This is a genomic window from Acinetobacter lwoffii (assembly GCF_024129855.1).
GTDB classification, from domain to species: Bacteria; Pseudomonadota; Gammaproteobacteria; order Pseudomonadales; family Moraxellaceae; genus Acinetobacter; species Acinetobacter lwoffii_L.
In genome coordinates, this window is record NZ_JAMXXC010000029.1 from 1 (window position 1) to 21346 (window position 21346).

At 43.8% G+C, this 21346-nt stretch carries 16 protein-coding genes and 1 pseudogene; 8 read left to right on the forward strand and 9 right to left on the reverse strand.

The genetic code is table 11. The annotated features are described in order from the left end of the window. Positions 1–125: 125 nt before the first annotated feature. The 5 genes from mnmE to rpmH all read right to left on the reverse strand — a co-directional run bounded on the left by mnmE (position 126) and on the right by rpmH (position 4232). Positions 126–1484: a tRNA uridine-5-carboxymethylaminomethyl(34) synthesis GTPase MnmE gene (mnmE, locus tag NI465_RS14555; protein ID WP_253145799.1), complete on the reverse strand. Its 1359-nt coding sequence runs from the start codon at positions 1482–1484 to the stop codon at positions 126–128. A 92-nt stretch (positions 1485–1576) separates the two neighbouring features. After that, positions 1577–3340 carry a membrane protein insertase YidC gene (yidC, locus tag NI465_RS14560; RefSeq protein ID WP_005264486.1) on the reverse strand — a complete coding sequence of 588 codons (1764 nt, stop codon included), beginning with the start codon at positions 3338–3340 and terminating at the stop codon, positions 1577–1579. A 5-nt stretch (positions 3341–3345) separates the two neighbouring features. After that, positions 3346–3666 (reverse strand): membrane protein insertion efficiency factor YidD, encoded by a 321-nt coding sequence (gene yidD / locus NI465_RS14565; protein WP_004281931.1) that lies wholly within the window; start codon positions 3664–3666, stop codon positions 3346–3348. Between the two features lie 9 nt (positions 3667–3675). Then, positions 3676–4068, reverse strand: coding sequence for a ribonuclease P protein component (gene rnpA, locus NI465_RS14570; protein ID WP_004281932.1), 393 nt, complete (start codon positions 4066–4068; stop codon positions 3676–3678). A 29-nt stretch (positions 4069–4097) separates the two neighbouring features. Then, a complete protein-coding gene (gene rpmH, locus NI465_RS14575; RefSeq protein WP_000831329.1) occupies positions 4098–4232 on the reverse strand; it encodes a 50S ribosomal protein L34 in 135 nt (44 codons plus the stop codon). Between the two features lie 660 nt (positions 4233–4892). Here rpmH and dnaA point away from each other — a divergent pair. From dnaA to gyrB, 4 genes are all read left to right on the forward strand, one after another. Further along, entirely contained in the window at positions 4893–6269 is a 1377-nt protein-coding gene (dnaA, locus tag NI465_RS14580; protein WP_004281934.1) for a chromosomal replication initiator protein DnaA, read from the forward strand. Between the two features lie 108 nt (positions 6270–6377). Further along, the gene (gene dnaN / locus NI465_RS14585) at positions 6378–7526 is read left to right on the forward strand and encodes a DNA polymerase III subunit beta (protein ID WP_005252973.1); all 1149 of its coding nucleotides are present in this window, start codon (positions 6378–6380) and stop codon (positions 7524–7526) included. Between the two features lie 28 nt (positions 7527–7554). Then, the gene (recF, locus tag NI465_RS14590; RefSeq protein ID WP_114541696.1) at positions 7555–8634 is read left to right on the forward strand and encodes a DNA replication/repair protein RecF; all 1080 of its coding nucleotides are present in this window, start codon (positions 7555–7557) and stop codon (positions 8632–8634) included. A gap of 56 nt (positions 8635–8690) precedes the next feature. After that, on the forward strand, positions 8691–11162 hold the full coding sequence (gene gyrB, locus NI465_RS14595) for a DNA topoisomerase (ATP-hydrolyzing) subunit B (protein WP_253145800.1): 2472 nt from the start codon (positions 8691–8693) through the stop codon (positions 11160–11162). Between the two features lie 1144 nt (positions 11163–12306). Here the strand turns inward: gyrB and NI465_RS14600 are convergent. Then, positions 12307–13470 carry a zinc-dependent alcohol dehydrogenase gene (locus tag NI465_RS14600; RefSeq protein ID WP_195725355.1) on the reverse strand — a complete coding sequence of 388 codons (1164 nt, stop codon included), beginning with the start codon at positions 13468–13470 and terminating at the stop codon, positions 12307–12309. A gap of 341 nt (positions 13471–13811) precedes the next feature. Further along, on the reverse strand, positions 13812–15743 hold the full coding sequence (locus tag NI465_RS14605; RefSeq protein WP_004281940.1) for an ATP-binding cassette domain-containing protein: 1932 nt from the start codon (positions 15741–15743) through the stop codon (positions 13812–13814). Positions 15744–15960: 217 nt separating this feature from the next. Between NI465_RS14605 and NI465_RS14610 the strand changes: the two are divergent. The 4 genes and pseudogenes from NI465_RS14610 (at position 15961) to erpA (ending at position 19889) form a co-directional block, all read left to right on the forward strand. Next, positions 15961–16965: pseudogene (locus NI465_RS14610) on the forward strand (putative solute-binding protein). Positions 16966–17219: 254 nt separating this feature from the next. Next, positions 17220–18230, forward strand: a complete 1011-nt coding sequence (locus NI465_RS14615) for a putative solute-binding protein (RefSeq protein ID WP_253145801.1) — start codon at positions 17220–17222, stop codon at positions 18228–18230. A 194-nt stretch (positions 18231–18424) separates the two neighbouring features. After that, entirely contained in the window at positions 18425–19432 is a 1008-nt protein-coding gene (locus NI465_RS14620; protein WP_253145810.1) for a putative solute-binding protein, read from the forward strand. 121 nt (positions 19433–19553) lie between these two features. Then, entirely contained in the window at positions 19554–19889 is a 336-nt protein-coding gene (gene erpA / locus NI465_RS14625; RefSeq protein WP_004281944.1) for an iron-sulfur cluster insertion protein ErpA, read from the forward strand. A 56-nt stretch (positions 19890–19945) separates the two neighbouring features. Here erpA and NI465_RS14630 read toward each other — a convergent pair whose 3' ends face one another. Next, complete coding sequence (locus tag NI465_RS14630; protein WP_253145811.1) at positions 19946–20323, reverse strand: hypothetical protein; 378 nt, start codon at positions 20321–20323, stop codon at positions 19946–19948. Positions 20324–20428: 105 nt separating this feature from the next. Next, positions 20429–21337: a matrixin family metalloprotease gene (locus tag NI465_RS14635; protein ID WP_253145802.1), complete on the reverse strand. Its 909-nt coding sequence runs from the start codon at positions 21335–21337 to the stop codon at positions 20429–20431. Positions 21338–21346 lie beyond the last annotated feature (9 nt).

Consider the following 21346-nt stretch of genomic DNA (forward strand, 5'->3'; position numbering starts at 1 on the left):
AAAGGCAAAGGCAATGTCCGCGAGTAGTGAAAATTAAAGCACAAAAATATCCAAGAAAATGCCAGTCAATTTCTTAACTGACTGGCATTACTCAGTTGAGGGCTTTTTTTATGTTGATTAAATAACTATTTACCAATACAAAATGAACCGAAGATTTTGCCCAGCAGATCATCTGCACTGAAATCACCAGTGATCTCACCCAAGGCATTTTGCGCCAGACGTAAGGACTCTGCCACCAGTTCACCGGCGTTATACACCACCAGTTGTTCACGCGCTTCAGCCAGATAGAGCTGAGTGCGCTTCATTGCGTCTAAATGACGGGTACGGGCGATAAAGGTGTCTTCCTCAGGCTGGAAGCCTGCATGCGCTGTAATTGCCTCTATGAGCGCTTGAACACCGGTTTCCTGTTTGGCAGAGACTGCAATATGCCGGAAACCATTTAAATCGCCAATCACGGCTTCAGCACCGGTCAGGTCGCATTTATTGCCAATCAGCATCAAACGTTTTGGCTCGATATGTTCGGCAAAATATTCTTGGGCGAGTTGCAGCGGATCTTCGCCCTGGCTTAAGTCATAGACCAAGAGTAATAAATCGGCCTGTTCAATTTCTTTAATCGCGCGGCGGATCCCTTCTTTTTCCACGATATCGCCAGTTTCACGCAAGCCTGCGGTATCGGTGAGGGTGATCGGCAGACCATTTAAAGTAATCTTTTCATGCAGGACATCACGGGTGGTGCCGGCAATATCGGTCACAATCGCGCGTTCAATTCCAGCCAATGCATTCAGCAACGAAGATTTACCAGCATTCGGTTTACCCGCAATTACGACTTGCAATCCTTCACGTAACAACTGACCTTGACGTGCGGATTGCTGGACTTGAGTGACTGCACTGGATACGCCATCTAACAGATTTAAAATCTTGCCATCGGCCAGAAAATCAATTTCTTCTTCCGGAAAATCAATCGCGGCTTCCACATGCAAACGCAGGTGAATCAGCTGCTCAAGAACTGCATTAACTTTGGTCGAAAACGCTCCTTGCAGTGAACGTACCGCAGAACGTGCAGCCGCTTGCGAAGTTGCATCAATCAGGTCGGCAATTGCTTCAGCCTGCACTAGATCCAGTTTGCCATTCTCAAAAGCACGCATCGAGAACTCACCGGCTTTGGCCGCAGTGGCGCCCAGCTCCAGTAAACGACCAAGCAGAGCATTTTGAATCACCGGACCACCATGGCCTTGCAGCTCTACGACATCTTCACCGGTAAATGAGTTTGGATTCGGAAAACAGATCACCAGTCCTTCATCCATGACTTCACCTGCTGCATCGTAGAACTGGCGGAAACCGGCAAAACGAGCTTTGGGCAGCTCTTTTTGCGTCAGTTTCTGGGCAATTTCATAGGATTTCGGACCTGACAGGCGAATCACCCCAACGCCGCCACGTCCTGGTGGAGTTGCAATCGCAGCAATAGTTGTGGTTCGGTTGAGCATAAAATTCACCTGCAAAGACTCAAAAGTACAGCCAAAAAAAATCCGCCTAAGATTACCATCTTAAGCGGATTTATTCAGCCTATCCGTACAACTTAGTTGACTGGAGTAGCCTCATCACGTTTCGCGCGATCTTTGGCAACAGACTTGTTAATCAAAGTTTGTTGCAGAATCGTGATCAAGTTGTTGACGATCCAGTACAGAACCAAGCCTGCCGGGAAGAACAACAAGAATACGGTAAAGATGATCGGCATAAACTTGAAGACTTTCGCCTGCATTGGATCAGTTGGCTGCGGATTTAACGACTGTTGGATATACATCGTCAAGCCCATCAACAACGGCAGAATGAACCAAGGATCCATTGAAGACAAATCCTGAATCCACAGCATCCATGGCGCATGACGCAGTTCCACAGATTCCATCAATACCCAGTACAAGGCCAGGAAAATCGGCATTTGTAATAACAGTGGTAAACAGCCGGCAAGCGGATTGACCTGTTCACGTTTGTATAATGCCATCATTTCTTGAGAGAAGCGCATGCGATCTTCACCGAACTCTTCTTTCATGCGTTGCATTTCTGGCGCAATCACCCGCATTTTCGCCATCGAGCGATAGCTCTTCGACGACAATGGCCACAGGATCAGTTTCACCAGAACGGTCAACAGAATAATTGCCCAGCCCCAGTTACCTACCAGACCATGGAAGAATTCAAGACCCACGAACAGTAATTTCGCGATTGGCCATAACCAGCCATAATCAACGGTCTGGTTTAAACCCGCAGCCAAATCTTTCAGTTCTGACTGGATTTTTGGACCTGAATAGAAAGTCGCATCAATTTCAGCCACTGTACCTGCAGGCACATTGAATGTCGGTGAGGTAAAACCGATGATGTTCATGTTATCGGTTGATTTACGTGATTCAAGCTTGGCGCTATAAGCTTCGCCATTGCCTTGAGTCAACTTCAGCTGACCTGGAACCCATGCACTGACAAAGTAGTGCTGTACCATTGCCACCCAACCACCTGTCGCTTCAGTACTGACTTTTTCTTCAACAAAGTTGTCGAATTTAAGCTTGTTGTACTGCTCGTCCGGGGTACCCCATGCACCGCCGAGGAATGTTCCCAGCGTGAAGATCCCCTGATCAGATTTGCCTGGATCTTCCGAGTTATCGCGTTTGATCTGACCGAACATCTGACCTTGCCAGGTCTGGCCACTGCGGTTGACCACTTTGTGGTTCACTACGACCGGATATTCACCTTCAGTGAAATTGAAGGTCTTAATGATCTCGATCCCGTCAGCGGTTTTAAACACTAGCGGTACAGACAATACTTTCAGGTTTTCACCATCTTTGGATTTGACTGTTTTCGCATCTGCCAGGGTATAAGCAGTTTTTTCCAGCTCATACATTGGACGGCCGTTACGGCTGCTGTCCGGTCCATTCAGACCGATCAGGCCAGACTGGGCGACATAAGTACGTTTCGCATCGCTTTCCAGCATGACGAACGGCTCATCGCTGTCTTTGTTCTTGTCATGATTGAGTAATTCAATACGAACAATATCACCACCCTTCGGATTGATCCAAAGATGATAAAGGTCAGTTTGTACTGAAATAAGCTGCTGACTTACAGGTGCTGTGGCATCCGTGGCTTGCTGTGCTGGCACATTTGCTTGTGGCAGATCAGAGGCAACTGTAGCCGTCTGACCATTTGGCAAATCTGCAGATACGTCATGTGAAACAACAGCAGTTTCCTGCTGCGGTTTTGTTTCAGCATTTCCATAATCTTTTTGCCACGCCAAAATTAGCAAATATGCGACAACAAACATGGCTCCGAGAATTGCAATCCTGGCCCATTGTTGCATATGTATTACCCCAAGTGGTGAGAGTGATTTTGGTTCAATAAACGATCACGAAAGGGTACAGCAACGTGAAGCGTTTGAGAATCTATTTGCTGAAATGAAATAAAACGAATCGCTTTTGAGGGAACAGGATCATATCCCGAGCCCCCCCACGGATGACAACGGCAAATACGTTTAGTAGCCAGCCACACTCCACGCCCAGCGCCATGCATCTGGACTGCTTCCAAGGAATATTGAGAACAAGTTGGAATATAACGACAGCGCGGTCCAAGAAGAGGACTAATCGCAATCTGATAGAAACGGATCAACCAATGCAGTAAACGTACCATTGGCCAACTCTACTTTTGTGGGGAGGGGGCTATTTTTGAATGCTTTTTGGCAAGACGATTAAGTTTCTGCCAGGCAAATTGTAATTGCTGGTGCAATTCTGCATTAGGCACTGCTTCAACACCCATTTTCGGCATGATTACAATGTCTAAGTCATCTAATTGCTGTTGATGCAGGCGAAAACTTTCGCGAGCAAGTCGTTTTACTCGATTTCTTTCGTGTGCACGTCGCACTTTCTTCTTGGCAACAACTAAACCCAAACGGCTATTTGGCAGTTCGGAATGTTTTGCAAGAAATAAGAAATGGGGTTGATGCACTTTAAAAAGCGCACCATCAAAGACACCTTTATAATCGGCAGCACAGCGTAATCGCAACTCTGTGCCAAAACTATAAAGTTTTGTCATAACACCCAAAATCGTCTTAGCGTAACTGATTAAACAGTTAAGCTATGACGACCTTTTGCACGACGGCGAGCTAATACTTGACGACCAGCTTTAGTAGCCATACGAGCACGGAAACCATGAACACGCTTACGCTTTAATTCAGACGGTTGGAATGTACGTTTCATATTGAAACTCCAAAAAATGATCTTTCTATGAAGGTCCGCGATTTTAGTGCTCATTGCTTGAGCTGTCAATGCAAAAGCGGTTTTCTTTTCAAATAAGATCAAAAAAGATAAAGACCTTGGTTTTTCAGAGAACTGAATAAAAAATAGTTCAATTCAAGTTAATCACAAATTAAGTTATTGTTATATAAATATATATAAGTTATAAACAACTCTATCAACAAAGTTATCCACATGTTATCCAGATTTTAAATTTAACCTGTGTTTTTGAATTTAAATTTGAAGCTTTCTGAGTTATCCACAAAAACCAGTGATCTTATAAATAAATTCAAATTTATAAATTTAAATTTATTACTATTAGGGAGCACTTTTTCTATGGATAAGCCACTTTTTATTTAATTAAACATAAACTTATATTGTGGATAAAACTGTTTCTATTAATTTTATACTTTGTGGATAACTTTGTGATATATTTTATCCACAGCTTGCGGATAAACTTATCCACACTGGGTTTTAAAGTTAAATTTATGCGTGGTGATTTCTTTTTGCACAGTTTTTGTGGAAATTGCCATGACAGATGTGGATAACTTGGTTAGAATGACGACCCGCTTTTGGTCGCGGTCATCTTTTTTGAATGAACAATGGAATGAATAGGGGATTCACATGCTTTGGACGGATTGCTTAAATCGCCTGCGACAAGAGCTCTCTGGAAATGTCTTTACAATGTGGATTCGCCCATTGGTTGCAGAAGAGCTGGAAGACAGCTTGCGTTTGTATGCACCTAATCCTTACTGGACGCGTTACATTCAAGAACATCATCTGGAACTGATCACGATTCTGGCAGAGCAATTGTCTGAAGGACGGGTACGCAAGGTCGAAATTTTGGTCGATTCGCGTCCAGGGGCAATTTTATCTGCCAGTGAGCAACCGGCGACCACGACAGCGGCATTGACCTCGACACCGATGCCGGTGCCGAAACCGAAGAAAGAAAAAGAAGACAGCGGCAAAAATAGCCGTAGACGTCAGTTGAATCCATTGTTTACCTTCTCGCTGTTTGTGGAAGGTCGATCTAACCAGATGGCGGCAGAAACCTGTCGCAAGGTGCTGACTCAGCTGGGTGCTTCACAGCACAACCCGTTATTTTTATATGGTCCGACCGGTCTGGGTAAAACCCACTTGATGCAGGCGGTCGGCAATGCACTGTTACAGGCCAAACCGAATGCACGTGTCATGTACATGACCGCAGAAAGTTTTGTACAGGACTTTGTCAGCTCGTTACAGCAGGGCAAAGTTGAAGAGTTTAAGAAAAATTGCCGTTCTCTGGATTTATTACTGGTTGATGATATTCACTTGTTGGCCGGTAAAGAAGCCAGCCTGGTCGAGTTTTTCTACACCTTTAACGCACTTCTGGATGAATCTAAGCAAATTATTTTGACTTCGGATCGTTATCCTAAAGAACTAACCGAACTGGATCCACGTCTGGTTTCACGTTTTTCCTGGGGCTTATCGGTCGGAGTCGAACCACCAGATATTGAAACCCGAATTGAAATTCTGCTGAAAAAAGCCGAAAGCAACCAAGTCGATTTACCACGTAACTGTGCGCTGTTTATTGCCCAGCAGGTGGTGGCTAACGTGCGTGAACTTGAAGGTGCGCTGAACAAAGTAGTGGCGATTTCACGTTTTAAAGGCACACCAATTGATCTGGATGTGGTGCGTGAATCTTTAAAAGATGTGCTGGCAATTCGTGCCCGTACCATCAGTACTGAAAACATTCAGCGCGTGGTCAGTGAGTATTTCCGTATTCCACTGAAAGAACTGGTCGGTCCAAAACGGACACGTATTTATGCCCGTCCACGTCAGCTGGCGATGGGACTGGCCCGTGAATTAACCGGCGACAGTTTTCCGGAAATTGGCATGGCTTTTGGCGGTCGTGATCACAGTACCGTGATGCATGCTTGCGAGAAAGTACAGAGTCTGCGGGAAGAAGATCCGATCTTTAATGAAGACTATAAAAACCTGCAACGTCTGTTGCAAAGTTGACCTAAATCGCTCAAATTCTATTCTTGCTATGCGGCTACTTTTGCCGCATAGTAAACCGTCAAAAAATCACTTTTTCTATATTAATCTTCAGCTTTAGAGGAATGCACCGTGCGTTTAAAAATCGCGAAAGAAAGCTTACTGAATGTTCTCTCACATGTCGTAGGAGCGGTTGAACGTCGCCATACCTTGAATATCCTGTCTAACCTGAAAATTCAGGTGACTGCGCAAGCATTGACCGTTACCGGTTCCGACCTGGAAGTCGAACTGGTGGCGAGTACAGCACTGGCTGAAGGTGCATGTTTGCAGGAAGGTGAGACCACAGTTCCTGCACGTAAGCTGATTGATATCTGTAAGTCACTTCCTTCAGCGGCATTGGTGGATTTACATATTACTGAAGATCAGCGCTGTATCCTTAAATCGGGCAACAGCCGTTTTGTATTGGGGACATTGCCTGCTGATGATTATCCATTACTGAACACTGAAAACACCCAAGGCACGCAAGTGACGGTGACACAGCGTGAGCTAAAACGTCTATTTGAAAAAACTGCTTTTGCCATGGCGGTTCAGGATGTACGTTTTTACCTAACCGGTACTTTGCTGGAAATTGATACCAATCAGCTACGTGCTGTGACCACTGATGGCCACCGCCTAGCACTATGTGAAACAGCGGCACAATCTACTGCAACACAGCCGATTCAGGCGATTGTGCCACGTAAGGCCGTTGCAGAATTACAGCGCCTGCTCAGCGTTGAAGATGAGCAATTATCTCTATTGATCGGTCGTGAACTGCTCAATGTGACCATCAATATGCCAAGCCGTGACAAGGAACAGGCGGATATTACCGTGCGTTTCACCACCAAGCTGATTGATGGTAAGTTCCCGGATTATCGCCGTGTGATTCCACGTGGTGGCGACAAAGTGGTGATGATCGCACATGACGTGTTCAAGCAGTCTTTGCAACGTGTGGCGATTTTAAGTAATGAAAAGCTGCGTGGTGTGTTTCTAAACTTTAATGCCGATTCTTTGCAACTTCGCGCCAATAACCCGGAGCAGGATGAAGCGATTGAAGATCTGGCGATTCAATATGCTGATTCACCGCTAGAAATGTCATTTAATGCGCAGTATCTGATTGAAGTACTCGGTGTGCTTGATGGCGATGATGTGTCAATGACCATGACTGAAGCGAATCAGTCTGTCTTGGTACAAGACCCGGCGCATACGGATCAAACCTATGTCGTCATGCCGATGCGTGTTTAAGCCGCGGCTCTTGATATTTATATAAGACATGCATATTACGCGTTTACATATTGAGCGTGTGCGGAATTTAAAGACGGTTGCTCTCCACGGATTGCAGCCGTTTAATGTTTTTTATGGCCAAAATGGTTCAGGTAAAACCTCGATTTTAGAGGCGATTCATTTACTTGCTGCTGGTCGTTCTTTCCGTACCCATATTCCCAAAAATTATATCCAGCATGGCGCACAGGATGCGATTGTGTTTGCACAATCTGCGACTGAAAAAATAGGCATGCAAAAAATGGCCAGCGGGGAACAGTTGATCAAGGTCAATGGCGATCTAGTGGCAACTCAGGGACAACTGGCCAAACTGTTACCCTTGCAACTGATTGATCCACAAAGTACCGATATCATCGATCATGGTGCCAAACCACGACGTCAATTGCTCGACTGGTTAATGTTCCACGTGGAACCAGAGTTTTATCATGCCTGGCAATATTATTCTCGTGCGCTGAAACAGCGAAATAGTCTGCTCAAAAGCAAACGCTTTCTCAGTCTGTCTGATCTGGAACCGTGGAACCAGATGCTGAGTGAATATGGTGAAATCCTGCACTCGCAACGTGTCGGGATTGTGGAACAATGGAAGCCATTTTTTGAAGATGATCTGAAACAGTTATTACCTGAATTGCAAGTCAGTCTGGAATACAGTCCGGGCTTTCATAGTGAAACCGGCCTGCTAAATGATCTGACCAACCAGCATGAAAAAGACTGTGAGCGACGCTATACCGAATATGGCCCACATCGCGCAGATTTGCGTTTAAAGACCCCGATGGGGGATGCTGATGTGATCCTGTCGCGCGGGCAGAAAAAGCTGCTGATGATCGCACTAAAACTGTCGCAAATCGCAATGCTACATTCTTGTAATAAGGAAACTGTGGTATTATTAGATGATGTGACAGCAGAATTAGATTTAACCGCACAACAACGTTTAATTGAGCGATTGAGCCAACTTGGTAGTCAAGTTTTTATTACCACCTTAGACCATGAATCAGTACAAAAGCACTTACATGATTTGTCTATCTCATATCAGTTATTCAGTGTTGAAAACGGTACAGTTCAAGTTGTGCAATAATATTTTTTGAGTTTTACCCATCTTTGGATAGACCTATTTTTCACTAGGGAGAAACCATGAGTTCAGAAGATCAAGCTGCTTCTCAAACAGAACAAACCATTGAAAAGGCTTATGATTCCTCTAGCATCAAGGTATTACGTGGTTTAGACGCAGTCCGTAAGCGTCCGGGCATGTACATTGGTGATACAGACGATGGTACAGGCCTGCACCACATGGTGTTTGAAGTAGTCGACAACTCGATTGATGAAGCCTTGGCAGGCCACTGTGATGAAATTATAGTGACGATCCATGAAGATGAATCGGTTTCAGTTTCTGATAATGGTCGTGGTATTCCGACTGACATTCACCCTGAAGAAGGTGTGTCTGCAGCAGAGGTGATTTTAACCATTCTGCATGCCGGTGGTAAGTTCGACGACAACAGTTATAAAGTGTCTGGCGGTCTGCATGGTGTCGGTGTTTCAGTGGTGAATGCGCTGTCTGAAAAACTCGAATTGACCATTCACCGTGCCGGTAAAATTCATGAACAAGAATACCGTCATGGCGATTCTCAATATCCATTAAAAGTAGTTGGCGATACCGATAGAACCGGTACTCGTGTCCGTTTCTGGCCAAGTGCCGAGACGTTCAGTCAGACCATTTTTAATGTTGATATTTTGGCGCGTCGTTTGCGTGAACTGTCGTTCCTGAACGCGGGTGTACGTATTGTGCTGCGTGACGAACGCATTAATGCTGAGCATGTCTTTGATTATGAAGGTGGTCTGTCTGAGTTCGTTAAATATATTAACGAAGGCAAAACTCACCTGAATGATATTTTTCATTTTACTGCTGCGCAGGCTGACAACGGCATTACGGTAGAAGTTGCATTACAGTGGAATGATTCTTATCAGGAAAATGTGCGTTGCTTTACCAATAACATCCCGCAAAAGGATGGTGGTACGCATTTGGCCGGCTTCCGCGCTGCGTTGACCCGTGGTTTAAATAACTACATGGACAGCGAAAATATCCTGAAAAAGGAAAAAGTTGCGGTATCGGGTGATGATGCACGTGAAGGCTTGACTGCCATTGTGTCAGTCAAGGTGCCTGATCCAAAATTCTCTTCACAGACCAAAGAAAAACTGGTGTCGAGTGAAGTAAAAACTGCTGTTGAACAGGCCATGAACAAGGCATTTTCTGAATATTTATTGGAAAATCCACAAGCAGCCAAAGCGATTGCTGGCAAGATCATTGATGCAGCACGTGCGCGTGATGCAGCGCGTAAAGCACGCGAAATGACACGTCGTAAGAGTGCGCTGGATATTGCCGGTCTTCCAGGTAAACTGGCCGATTGTCAGGAAAAAGATCCAGCTTTGTCTGAACTGTACCTGGTCGAGGGTGATTCTGCAGGTGGTTCAGCCAAGCAAGGTCGTAACCGTAAAATGCAGGCGATTTTACCGCTGAAAGGTAAGATCCTGAACGTGGAACGTGCCCGTTTTGACCGCATGATTTCCTCTGCTGAAGTTGGTACGCTGATTACCGCACTCGGCTGTGGTATTGGTCGTGAGGAATATAATCCGGACAAACTGCGTTATCATAAAATCATCATCATGACCGATGCTGACGTCGATGGTTCACACATCCGTACGCTGCTGTTGACCTTCTTCTTCCGTCAAATGCCAGAACTTGTGGAACGTGGTCATATCTATATTGCCCAGCCACCACTGTACAAGCTGAAAAAAGGCAAGCAGGAACAGTACATCAAGGACAATGATGCACTGGAAACTTACCTAATTTCGAATGCGATTGATGAGCTGGAACTGCATATCAGTGCAGAAGCGCCTGCGATTCGTGGTGAAGCACTGGCGAATGTGATTGCTGATTATCAGACTTCCCAGAAGAGCTTGGCACGTTTGACCCAGCGTTATCCTGCGAGTCTGCTTGATGCACTACTTTCACTGGAAGGTTTTAAGCTGGATCAGCTGGAAGACAAAACCTATGTGGAAATATGGGGTGAGAATCTGCGTGCAGCGATTGAAGCCATTCAGCCAACATTACGTCCAGAATTAACCCTGGAGCGTTTTGAAAAAGAACTGGCAGATGGTCAAAAAACTGCAAGCTGGTTGCCACGTATCACGATCTATGTACATAATTTGCCACATAGCTACCTGTTAGACTCAGTACTGTTAGGTTCAAGTGAATATGCACGTTTATTAAAGAATTCAAAGAGCTGGTTTAGTCTGCTTGAAGATGGTGCATATTTGCAAAAAGGCGATCGCAAGATTCAGGTCAGCAATTTCCATCAGGTTTGGCAACATATCTTGCAGGACTCACGTCGTGGCATGATGATCCAGCGCTATAAAGGTCTGGGCGAGATGAATGCGGAACAGTTATGGGAAACCACCATGGATCCAGACAACCGTAACATGCTGCAAGTGACAGTTACCGATGCGATTGAAGCGGATCGTATGTTCTCTTGCTTGATGGGCGATGACGTAGAACCACGTCGTGCTTTCATTGAAGAAAATGCCTTGAATGCAGATATTGATGCATAACCCTTCAGGATAAAATCAGATATAAAAAAGCGCCTTTCGAGGCGCTTTTTTTAGACCAATTTTTTTACTCATATCCTGTGAGCTAGGCAAAATAAAGTAATTTTGGACAGATTTTTGGATATAGAACAGGTTCATTTTAGTTTTTAAAAGCCAAGTTGAATAAGCTGGATCGACTCTAAGGAAGGGTTTATGTATACATCATCAGCTCAGGAGAATACCTGAAATATGGAGTGAATCTGTCGTTATAACGACAATCAGGATTGATTCTTTGAAGAATAATATTTGAACAGGAAAGAGAGGTAGAAGGACGCTCTTTATACGATGAAGAGTATATATGCAGTCCAGAATGCTGGGTGAAAACTGCATAGGTCAAAGTGGCATTAGAGGAATATAAATGCAATAAAACTGATCAAATATTCAGTTTGGATTTGGCTGAAAATAATAAATACTCCCCCATGTAGAAAAACTAAGTTCTCAATCACTTATAAAAAATTTGGTGTAATAAATTAAAGAATACGTGAGTGATATTGCTTTAAGTGTGTAGTAATCCTGATCAAATATGTGGATAACTCTGAAGTTATCCATAATTTTTATGTGAATAAGATAATATTTTTCCACAAACTTTAATCCATGTATTAATTCTTCATTTTAAATTCAAATTTAAACTCTCTTGTCTTGTGGGTAAGTGTTTTTAAATTTAAAATGGCATTTTAAATTTAAAAGGGATTTGGCGAGATATCGCTAGTATGACCAGACGATTCCTTGGATTGGTTTTAAAATAAAAAAATTATTATAAATTAAATACTTATAAATATGGTGTAGTTTATCTAATCATTGGCGTGGAACATATTTTTAATTAAAAATAAAGGTGTAGTTAAACTACATAATTGATTTAATAATCAAGTGAACTTTCATTTTTATTTCAGAATCATACTTTTATCGATTTTCGCTTAACTTTTTCTTTTTCTCTCTTATGGCTTATTTTTTGATTTCATTATTGAAAATCGGGCACTTCTTTTATTACTCGATAGAAAAGAGGGAGGGAATCGCTGAAATGATATTGATTAGGAACAAGAAAAAGAGGATTGATAAAATGACGATGAAAAATAAAAAAGCGCCTGACGGCGCTTTTTTTTAATCATATTTATGGTGTTAAAATGACTTTACGGCAGTCTTCTTCCTTTTTATCAAAAATACGGTAACCTTCCACAGCATCTTCCAGTTTCATGCGATGGGTAATAATCAGATCTGGAGACAGATCTCCATTTTCAATATGTTCTAGCAACTGCGGTAAGTAGTTATGCACATGGGTTTGTCCCATTTTAAAGGTTAAACCTTTGTCAAAGGCATCACCAAACAGGAAGCCGTGAATTGGACCGGCATAAACTCCAGGTACACTCACCACACCGCCGCGACGGACCGCTGCAATACATTGTCTTAGCGCTGAACCACTCGAACCTTCTAATTTCAGGTTGGTCATTACGGTTTCCAGCATGCTGCCTTTGGCTTCAAAACCGACCGCATCAATGACGGCATCGACTCCACGATAACCCGTGGTATTTTGAATGATAAATTCAGCGGCATCGACTTCATCAAAATTGACGGGAATTACCCCATAGGTTTGATGCGCGAAACGCAAACGGTAAGGGTGGTGATCGACCATAAATATCTGCTCGGCACCGAGCATCCGCGCGCAGGCAGCAGCCAGCAGACCGACCGGGCCAGCACCATAAATCGCCACACTGGAACCTCGACCGACTTGGGCATTATTCACTGCTTGCCACGCAGTTGGCAGAATATCGGTCAGGAATAATACTTTTTCATCAGGCAGGGAACCCGGCACCTTAAATGGTCCGACATTGCCTTTGGGGATCCGTACATATTCAGCCTGACCACCCGGTATACCACCATACAGATGGCTAAAGCCAAATAAAGCTGCCCCTGGTGGGATCTGTTTTTTGTTGAGAATTGCACCACGACCGGTATTGGTATTTTCACAGGCAGCCATGAGTTCATGTTCACAGAAAAAACAGTGACCGCATGCAATCACAAAGGGAATAATCACCCGGTCACCTTTTTTGACTTCGGTTACTTCTGGGCCGACTTCTTCTACAATTCCCATAAATTCATGGCCGAAAATATCACCGTCTTCAGTGGCCGGAATTTTCCCCCGGTATAAATGCAGATCTGAGCCACAGATGGCGGTGGCTGTCACCCTTAAAATAACGTCATCTGGTTCCTGAATCACTGGATCTGGAACGGATTCAACTCGTACATCCCGAGCACCATGATAGGTAAGAGCACGCATGCGGATTTCCTCTCTCTAGTTCAACATTAAACAGACTCGTAGCAAGGCTGCCAAAAATTAAAAAACACTTGTATTAGAGCCTTAGGATGAAACAGCGCGCTGTAAATTAATGTATGAAATAAGGCATCCAACTGTTTAAAAAATAAACTTATATAGGGTTTGTGTAATTCATGACCTTATGTGTCGAATGAATAGAAAAGAACAGAATTAAAGAAACATCTAGACGTAGATGAAAAAATACAGGGGGGAAAATGGAAGAGAAAACATTAAAAATAGTGAATAAAAAAGAGATGAACAACGTTGGTCATTCATCTCTTATCTTAAATCTTACTAAAAGAGCTTTAGAACGTCTGTTCCAGACTTTCCAGTTCCATCATCAGTTCTAGCATTTGCTCTTCGGCTGTTTCCAGTTTGGCTTTTAGCTCGGTTTGCTCATTCATCAGTTTCAGCAAATCATTTTTACGTGATGCTTCGTATAAAGCACTGTCACCCAGCAGGTTTTCAATTTCAATCAGTCGCGGCTGTAGTTTGGCCATCTGTGCTTCGCATTTTTCAATATTCTTGCGAATCGGACGACTTAGTTCCCGCTGGCGAGCAGCTTCCTTACGTTGTGCTTCCTTGTCCAGTTTGGAAATAGTCGGTTTGACTTCGACTTGGGATTTCACCGGTTCTGCTGGCTTTTGCCCATTTTTAATCATCTCAATACGGGCTTGGCGTAACCAGTCAGCATAGGCAGTAAGATCACCATCAAACTCACGGCATTGACCATTATGTACCAGTAGCAGTTCATCACAGACGCTGGCGATGAGCTGACGTTCATGCGAAACTAGAACTACCGCGCCCTGAAAATCTTGTAAAGCCATAGTCAGTGCATGACGCATATCCAGGTCTAAATGGTTGGTCGGCTCATCCAGAATCAGTACATTCGGACGCTGCCAAACAATCAGTGCTAGGGCCAAACGTGCACGTTCACCGCCTGAGAAGCTTTCGCTTGGCGTATCCATACGTTCGCCACTAAAACCGAAACTACCCAAGAAGGAGCGTAGACTGGCTTCACTGATTTTTTTATCTGCGATACGTGCCAGCTGTAACATTGGGCTGGCATTACCATCCAGTGCATCCATTTGATGCTGGGCAAAATAACCAATATTCAGTAATTCTGAATCTTTCCGCAGACCCTGAATCAGTTTCAGGTCACCGACCAGCGATTTAATCAGCGTGGATTTACCGGCACCATTCATCCCAAGCAAACCGATCCGGCTGTTTGGCGTGATCTGTAAATTTACATTGGTGACAATCAGCTTGTCGCCATAACCAATATCGGCATGTTCCAGTTGCAATAACGGCGAACTCATTTTGGTCGGTTCACGGAAACTGAAGGTAAATGGCGTATCGACATGGGCTGCAGATAGTTCCTGCATACGTTCCAGCTGTTTGATCCGGCTCTGTGCCTGTTTGGCTTTGGTCGCTTGTGCTTTAAAACGGTCAATATATTTTTGCAGATGCGCGCGGGTTTCCAGCTGCTTTTCATACGCCTGTTGCTGCTGCGCTAAACGCTCACTACGGGTGCGCTCAAAAGTCGAATAGTTACCGGTATATAAAATCAGTTCCTGATTTTCGATATGTAAAATGTGATCGGTAATCGCATCGAGGAAGTCCCGGTCATGCGAAATCAGTACCAGCGTACCTTCATAGGCTTTCAGCCAGTCTTCGAGCCAGAGAATTGCGTCCAAGTCCAGATGGTTGGTTGGTTCATCGAGGAGCAGTAAGTCTGATCGGCTCATCAGGGTACGTGCCAGATTCAAACGCATACGCCAGCCACCGGAAAAACTTGAAACATCCAGCTGTGATTGATGTTCAAAGAAGCCCAGACCAGCCATCAGTTGTGAAGCTTTGGCAGGAGCAGAATAACCTGAAATTTCATCAAAACGGCCATATAAATGGGCCAGTTCTGCATCATCCAGTTGATCCGGCTGATCGAGTTTCTGCTGAATATCCCAGTATTCTTCATCGCCCGACAATACGAAATCAATCGCTTTCATATTCAGTGCCTTGATTTCCTGAGCCATATGCGCCACGGTCCATACCGCAGGTCGGGTCAGTGAACCGGTGTCCGATTCCATGCCGCCCAGCAAGGCTGAAAACAGGGTAGATTTTCCAGCACCATTGACACCGGTTAGGCCAATTTTCCATCCTGGGTGTAACTGCATCGACGCTTTTTGAAATAAAACACGTCCACCGCGACGTATAGATAACTGGTCTAACTGAATCATTGAGAAATCAAAGCTAAGAAATAAGATGCGCCTATTCTAAAGGAAAGCCCTGTGAAAATGAAAAATCTTACCGTTTTTGCTGAAATGAGTGTGCTTTTCACCTCTGTCAATTGATCTAGGATGGACGCATAAGTTGAGTAAAAGCTCTATTTTATGCATAAACAGTGGTTTATAGTTCAGGCTGATCGAGCAAAAAATACTATAGAGTCAAATAAAAATGAAAAAGGGATGTTTAATTTTATCGGCACTGGGTCTTTTGGTGTCGACTTCAACTCAAGCCAGAGTGAATGTCTGTGTCTTTGATTTGCTGGGGAAATCTGGTGAGTCTTACAAGCTGCTGGAGGAATGAGCGCTGGCAGCAAAAGGCTGGGGTGCCGAAATTCAGCTAAGCGCCTATCAGGATGAAGCCAAGGTCGATCAGGACGTCAAAGCCGGAAAATGTGATGCCTTCTATATGACCTCAATGCGTGCCCGGGCTTATAACAAATTTGCTGGATCGATTGATGCAATTGGCGGCGTGCCGAATAATGACATTGCCATGAAAGCCATCAGCTATGTACTGGATAAACGCAATAGCAAACGCCTGATCACCCAGATTGGCAAAGAAAAATTCGAAGTGGCGGGTATTGGTCAGATTGGCCCAGCCTATATTTTTGTTCGTGATCGTACTCTAAATAAACTGGAACAGGTCAAAGGCAAGAAATTTGCCGTGCTGCATTATGACTATGCGCAAAAAATCATGGTCGACCGGATTGAAGCAGTACCGGTCATGTCGGAAATTTCCAATTTTATTCGCAAGTTTAATCAGGGCGAAGTGGATATTGTCGCTGCACCGGCTTATGCATTTAAACCGCTGGAATTACAGAAAGGACTAGGCCGTCAAGGCGCAATGATTAATTTTCCGGTGATTAATGTCACTGCTGATCTGATTATTCGTCAGGAAAAGTTTCCGGCAAGCTTTGCCACGCAATCCCGAAACTGGTTTGTGAAACAGTTACCGCGCAGCTTTGCGATGGTCAAGCGCATGGAAGCTGAGATTCCAAGCAAATATATTCTGAATCTAAGCCGTGAAGATCGCGTGGCCTATCAAAAGATTCTGCGTGAGGGGCGGATCGATTTAACCCGGCAGGGGATTTATGATCAGAGCATGATGAACGTATTGAAACGCGCGCGTTGTACGGTAGAACGAACCAATTTTGAATGTTCGATTGGTGGCGAATAAATCTGAAATCATGTATATCTTTGTAACTATATCTGGGTAAATGTAATTATAAGAAAGTAGTTTTAAATATTAAAATATTGATATTTAAATATATATTTAAAAATAATCTATGCAAATAATTCTGATTTATCTTTATAGGCCAAAATGCCGGTTTTAAATGGAGTAAATGCTCTATTTTTTTTAATTAAACTTGCTTAATATTTGTCCCGTGTACGGACACTCAGCGAATAACAAGATTTCAAAGGATAACTACAATGAAAAAAACACTCTTATCATTGGCTGCATTCTCTGCATTTGGTTTTGCAAGTGCGGCGCATGCAGAAAAAGTCGATATCTGTGTGTTTGACTTACTGGGTAAATCCGGTGAGTCTTTCCAGATGGCGCAAGAATGGGCACTGGCTGCAAAAGGCTGGGGCGCAGAAATCAATCTGATTGCCCGTCAGGATGAAGCGGTTGCCGATAATGATTTTAAGGCAGGTAAATGTGATGGTGTATTTATGACCGCCATGCGTGCCCGTCAATACAATAAATTTGCCGGTTCTATTGATGCACTGGGCGGTGCACCAAGTAATGCCATTGCCCAGCGCGCGATCAGTTTTGCTCTGGACAAACGTAATGCAGCGAAAATGGTCAGTAATATGGGCGGCAAAAAATACGAAATTGCCGGTATTTCACCGTTGGGTTCAGCATTTATTTTCGTTCGTGACAAGAATATCAATTCGATTGAAAAAGCCGCAGGGAAAAAATTCGCCGTACTCGGCTATGACGATGCCCAGAAAATCATGGTTCAGCGCGTCGGTGCGCAGGCAGTGATCTCCGATGTTTCCAACTTTGTCGCCAAATTTAATAATGGTCAGGTGGATATGGTCGGTGCGCCTGCTTATGCCTACAAGCCATTAGAAATCTATAAAGGTCTGGGTAGTAACGGCGCAATGTTTAATTTCCCAGTGCTGCATGTGACTTCTGATTTTGTGATTCGTCCGGAAAAGTTCCCCGCCGGTTTTGGACAGAAATCGCGTGACTGGTTTATCAAAAACCTGCCAAAGAGCATGGGGATGATCAGCCGTCTGGAAGCGGGTATTCCGTCGAAATATAAAATGAATCTGAGCGCTGAAGATAAAACTAAGTATCAGAAAATGTTACGTGATGGCCGGATGGACATGACCAAACGCGGAATCTATGATGCCAGCATGATGTCGGTCTTAAAACGTGCACGCTGTTCTGTCGATAAGGCCAACTTTGAATGTTCAATTGCTGGCGAATAATCTGATTTTTAAAGAAAAAAGCTTAGATTGATCTAGGCTTTTTTTATGGCTGAACCAGGTCAGATCTGCCATTGTGCAGCGAATAAAATAGCTTAAGCTTGAGCTAACTATTAAATTCGAATGTTTTATATAAAAAACAATCACATGTGACTAAAAGTGCAATAACAAAAACAAGCGATAAGGAAATGAGGATGATGCATAGAAGATGGAAAGCACTGGCATTGGCTACGGCGACACTGGCTGTTTCAGGTCTGGCGCAAGCCAAACAGGTGATTTGCGTATTTGATCTGGTCGGTAAAAACGGTGATGTCTATAGTGTGATGAAAGACTATCAGTTGGCAGCCAAAAACTGGGGTGCAGATGTCGAACTGCGGGTCAATACCAATGAAGCGGTGGTTGCAGAAGATTTTAAAGCCGGGAAATGTGATGGGATCAGTGTTACCGGTATGCGTGGCCGTCAATTTAATAATTTTACTGGTTCACTCGATGCCATTGGTGCAATTCCAGATCTGAATCTGGCGGTTAAAGTGATGCAGGGACTGGCCAGTCCAACTTTTGCCAAACATATGCTGCAAGGCAAATATGAAGTGGTCGGTGTCATTCCTGTAGGTGATGCTTTTCTGTTAGTGAACGACCGCAGTATTAATACCGTTGCCAAAGCAGCCGGTAAAAAAATTGCCGTACTTGATTATGATGAAGCACAAAAAATCATGGTTCAGCAGATCGGTGCACAAGCGGTGAGTGCCGATGTCACCAATTTTGGTGCCAAGTTTAACAATGGCCAGGTGGATATTATTGGTGCACCAGCAGCAGTATTTAAACCGCTGGAATTACATAAAGGTCTGGGTAGCAAAGGCGCGATTGTGAATTATCCGGTGTTGCAGGTCACTGGTAATATCATTATCCGTCCAGATAAATTTCCGGCAGGTTATGGACAAAAATCACGTGAATGGGTGAGAAGTCAGTTACCACGTGCCTTTGGCATTTTGGGGAAAATGAAAGCGGACATTCCAGCAAAATACTGGATGGACATTCCTGCTGCAGACAAACCGGGTTACCAGAAAATGATGCGGAATTCCCGAATTGACCTGACCAAACGCGGTGTTTATGACAAACGTATGATGAAATTGTTATGGCAATTCCGCTGCAAACAGAACCCGAAAAACTTTGAATGTGCCTTACAGGATGAGAACTACAAATAATCCTGATAAAATTACTCTGATTTGACTTTTAATCTGTGCAGACTGACCATATATTGAGTGTGCTATACTTAAATATGGTCTTTTCTTTTTAAAGACATTCCATTCAACAGAGGAATCCGCCATGAATGCCCAAGCGCTTGTGCTCACCGACAATGCCGCAAATAAAGTACGCCAGTTGCGTGACAGTGAAGGTAACCAAGACTTAATGCTCCGTGTCTATGTGACCGGTGGCGGCTGTTCAGGTTTCTCTTATGGCTTTAACTTTGCGGAAAGCCAGAATGAAGATGATGCAGAATTTGCCAATGGTGATGTTAAAGTCTTAGTCGATTCATTGAGTTATCAATATCTGGTCGGTTCAGTTGTAGATTATTTAGAAGGTCTGGAAGGTTCACGTTTCGTGGTACAAAACCCGAATGCGACCACGACCTGTGGTTGTGGATCTTCATTCTCGATCTAAATCCATGCACAAAAAAAGTCCTCTCAATGAGGACTTTTTTATATCTGGAGGAAAGTTTAGCTATCCAGTTTTACCGCTTCAAGCAGATCAAAGATTACAGTAGTAACATCCTGACTCAACTCGCGGTTATTGAAAATTTCATAGGCGCTAATGGTAATGTCGGTATCGCTTGGCAACAGACGCTGTTCTTCTTCGATCAGGTCATTGATCGGCAATAAAGTCTGTTTGATTTCCAGATGCAGAATATCTTTATAATCCAGATTTTCATCGTCGAGTTCAATCAGTTGTTCATTGAAATAAGGCAGCAAAATCGAATGAAGATAGGGTTGGATGTCCTCGATATCAAAGATCTCGATATCACGGGTTTCATCAATCGTACTAATGTGGTCATTTACTTCAATTAAAATATGGTAGTAACTCACACGAATCTCCAAAGATGGCCTGAACAATGTAGCCAATCACAATAACATGAAATCAGAATAGAGTGTTTTTTATAATACTTATACACTTAATTTAATTAAGGGATTTGAGCTGATCACTTAACGGTTATAAAGCAAGGTCTTGTCTGCAGGTCGTAGCTGAAAATGTTGCAGATTCTGTTTACCCAGCACCGGATACATCAGTGCTTCCGGGTCATTATGGTGATACAGACCCAAGGCATGTCCGAGTTCATGTGCCAGAGTCAGACGGAGATCATCTTCTGCATCAAACTGATAGACATGAATTTGATCACCCATAAACACGCCTTTATGAAATTCGCGGGCAGGGAAACGCTGTTGGGCTTGAATGATATTCTGCTGATGGTTTTGCAGACCATGTTGATGCATGGAAACATTCATATTAAAGGAACTTTGCTGTTCCTGAAGGTACTGAAGTTCCCGTTGAAAACTTTCCGATTTGCGCTGTAAAGCCAAAACCTCATATTCAATCTGCTCATGTTCATAAGCAGATAAATTTGGCTGACGGCGTCGTTGCTGTAAGGCCTGAAATTCACTATTCATCTGATCTCTTTGCTGGATCAGGCGTTGCTGCTGACTTTCCAGATGCTGATGGGATGCTTCCAGATTTTTGACCTGACGTTGATACTTGGCGTCATCTGCCAGCAACTGTTTTTCGACTTTCTTCAAGGCATCATAGTCTTGCTGGCGTTGATCATAGATCAGGTGAATACTCAGCCTGGCATTTTCATCATAGACCATCAAATCATCACGATTGCTTCCCTGATGCCAGATCTCGATGGCTTCCTTGCTCAGTTGAATGACCTGATCTTTACTCAGTCCAAAGCCTGAATCGACCTGATCAATCCGGAAACGTAAGCGGGTATCGAAAGGATGAGTCAAACGATCAGCCAGCGAGTTATAGCGCAGTTGAGGATGGGTTTTGGTCTGCATATGCAGATAGGCAGACATGATCAATCCAACTACGAGCAGACAGAGCAGAAGACGCATATTTTTTAT

What these genes read in the sequence shown, in the direction of transcription:
- NI465_RS14635 (WP_253145802.1), bottom strand. Translation starts at nt 21,337, where the DNA reads ATGCGTCTTCTGCTCTGTCTGCTCGTAGTTGGATTGATCATGTCTGCC.
- erpA (WP_004281944.1), top strand. Translation starts at nt 19,554, where the DNA reads ATGAATGCCCAAGCGCTTGTGCTCACCGACAATGCCGCAAATAAAGTA.
- dnaA (WP_004281934.1), top strand. Translation starts at nt 4,893, where the DNA reads ATGCTTTGGACGGATTGCTTAAATCGCCTGCGACAAGAGCTCTCTGGA.
- yidC (WP_005264486.1), bottom strand. Translation starts at nt 3,340, where the DNA reads ATGCAACAATGGGCCAGGATTGCAATTCTCGGAGCCATGTTTGTTGTC.
- rnpA (WP_004281932.1), bottom strand. Translation starts at nt 4,068, where the DNA reads ATGACAAAACTTTATAGTTTTGGCACAGAGTTGCGATTACGCTGTGCT.
- rpmH (WP_000831329.1), bottom strand. Translation starts at nt 4,232, where the DNA reads ATGAAACGTACATTCCAACCGTCTGAATTAAAGCGTAAGCGTGTTCAT.
- NI465_RS14600 (WP_195725355.1), bottom strand. Translation starts at nt 13,470, where the DNA reads ATGCGTGCTCTTACCTATCATGGTGCTCGGGATGTACGAGTTGAATCC.
- NI465_RS14615 (WP_253145801.1), top strand. Translation starts at nt 17,220, where the DNA reads ATGAAAAAAACACTCTTATCATTGGCTGCATTCTCTGCATTTGGTTTT.
- NI465_RS14620 (WP_253145810.1), top strand. Translation starts at nt 18,425, where the DNA reads ATGCATAGAAGATGGAAAGCACTGGCATTGGCTACGGCGACACTGGCT.
- yidD (WP_004281931.1), bottom strand. Translation starts at nt 3,666, where the DNA reads ATGGTACGTTTACTGCATTGGTTGATCCGTTTCTATCAGATTGCGATT.
- recF (WP_114541696.1), top strand. Translation starts at nt 7,555, where the DNA reads ATGCATATTACGCGTTTACATATTGAGCGTGTGCGGAATTTAAAGACG.
- NI465_RS14605 (WP_004281940.1), bottom strand. Translation starts at nt 15,743, where the DNA reads ATGATTCAGTTAGACCAGTTATCTATACGTCGCGGTGGACGTGTTTTA.
- gyrB (WP_253145800.1), top strand. Translation starts at nt 8,691, where the DNA reads ATGAGTTCAGAAGATCAAGCTGCTTCTCAAACAGAACAAACCATTGAA.
- mnmE (WP_253145799.1), bottom strand. Translation starts at nt 1,484, where the DNA reads ATGCTCAACCGAACCACAACTATTGCTGCGATTGCAACTCCACCAGGA.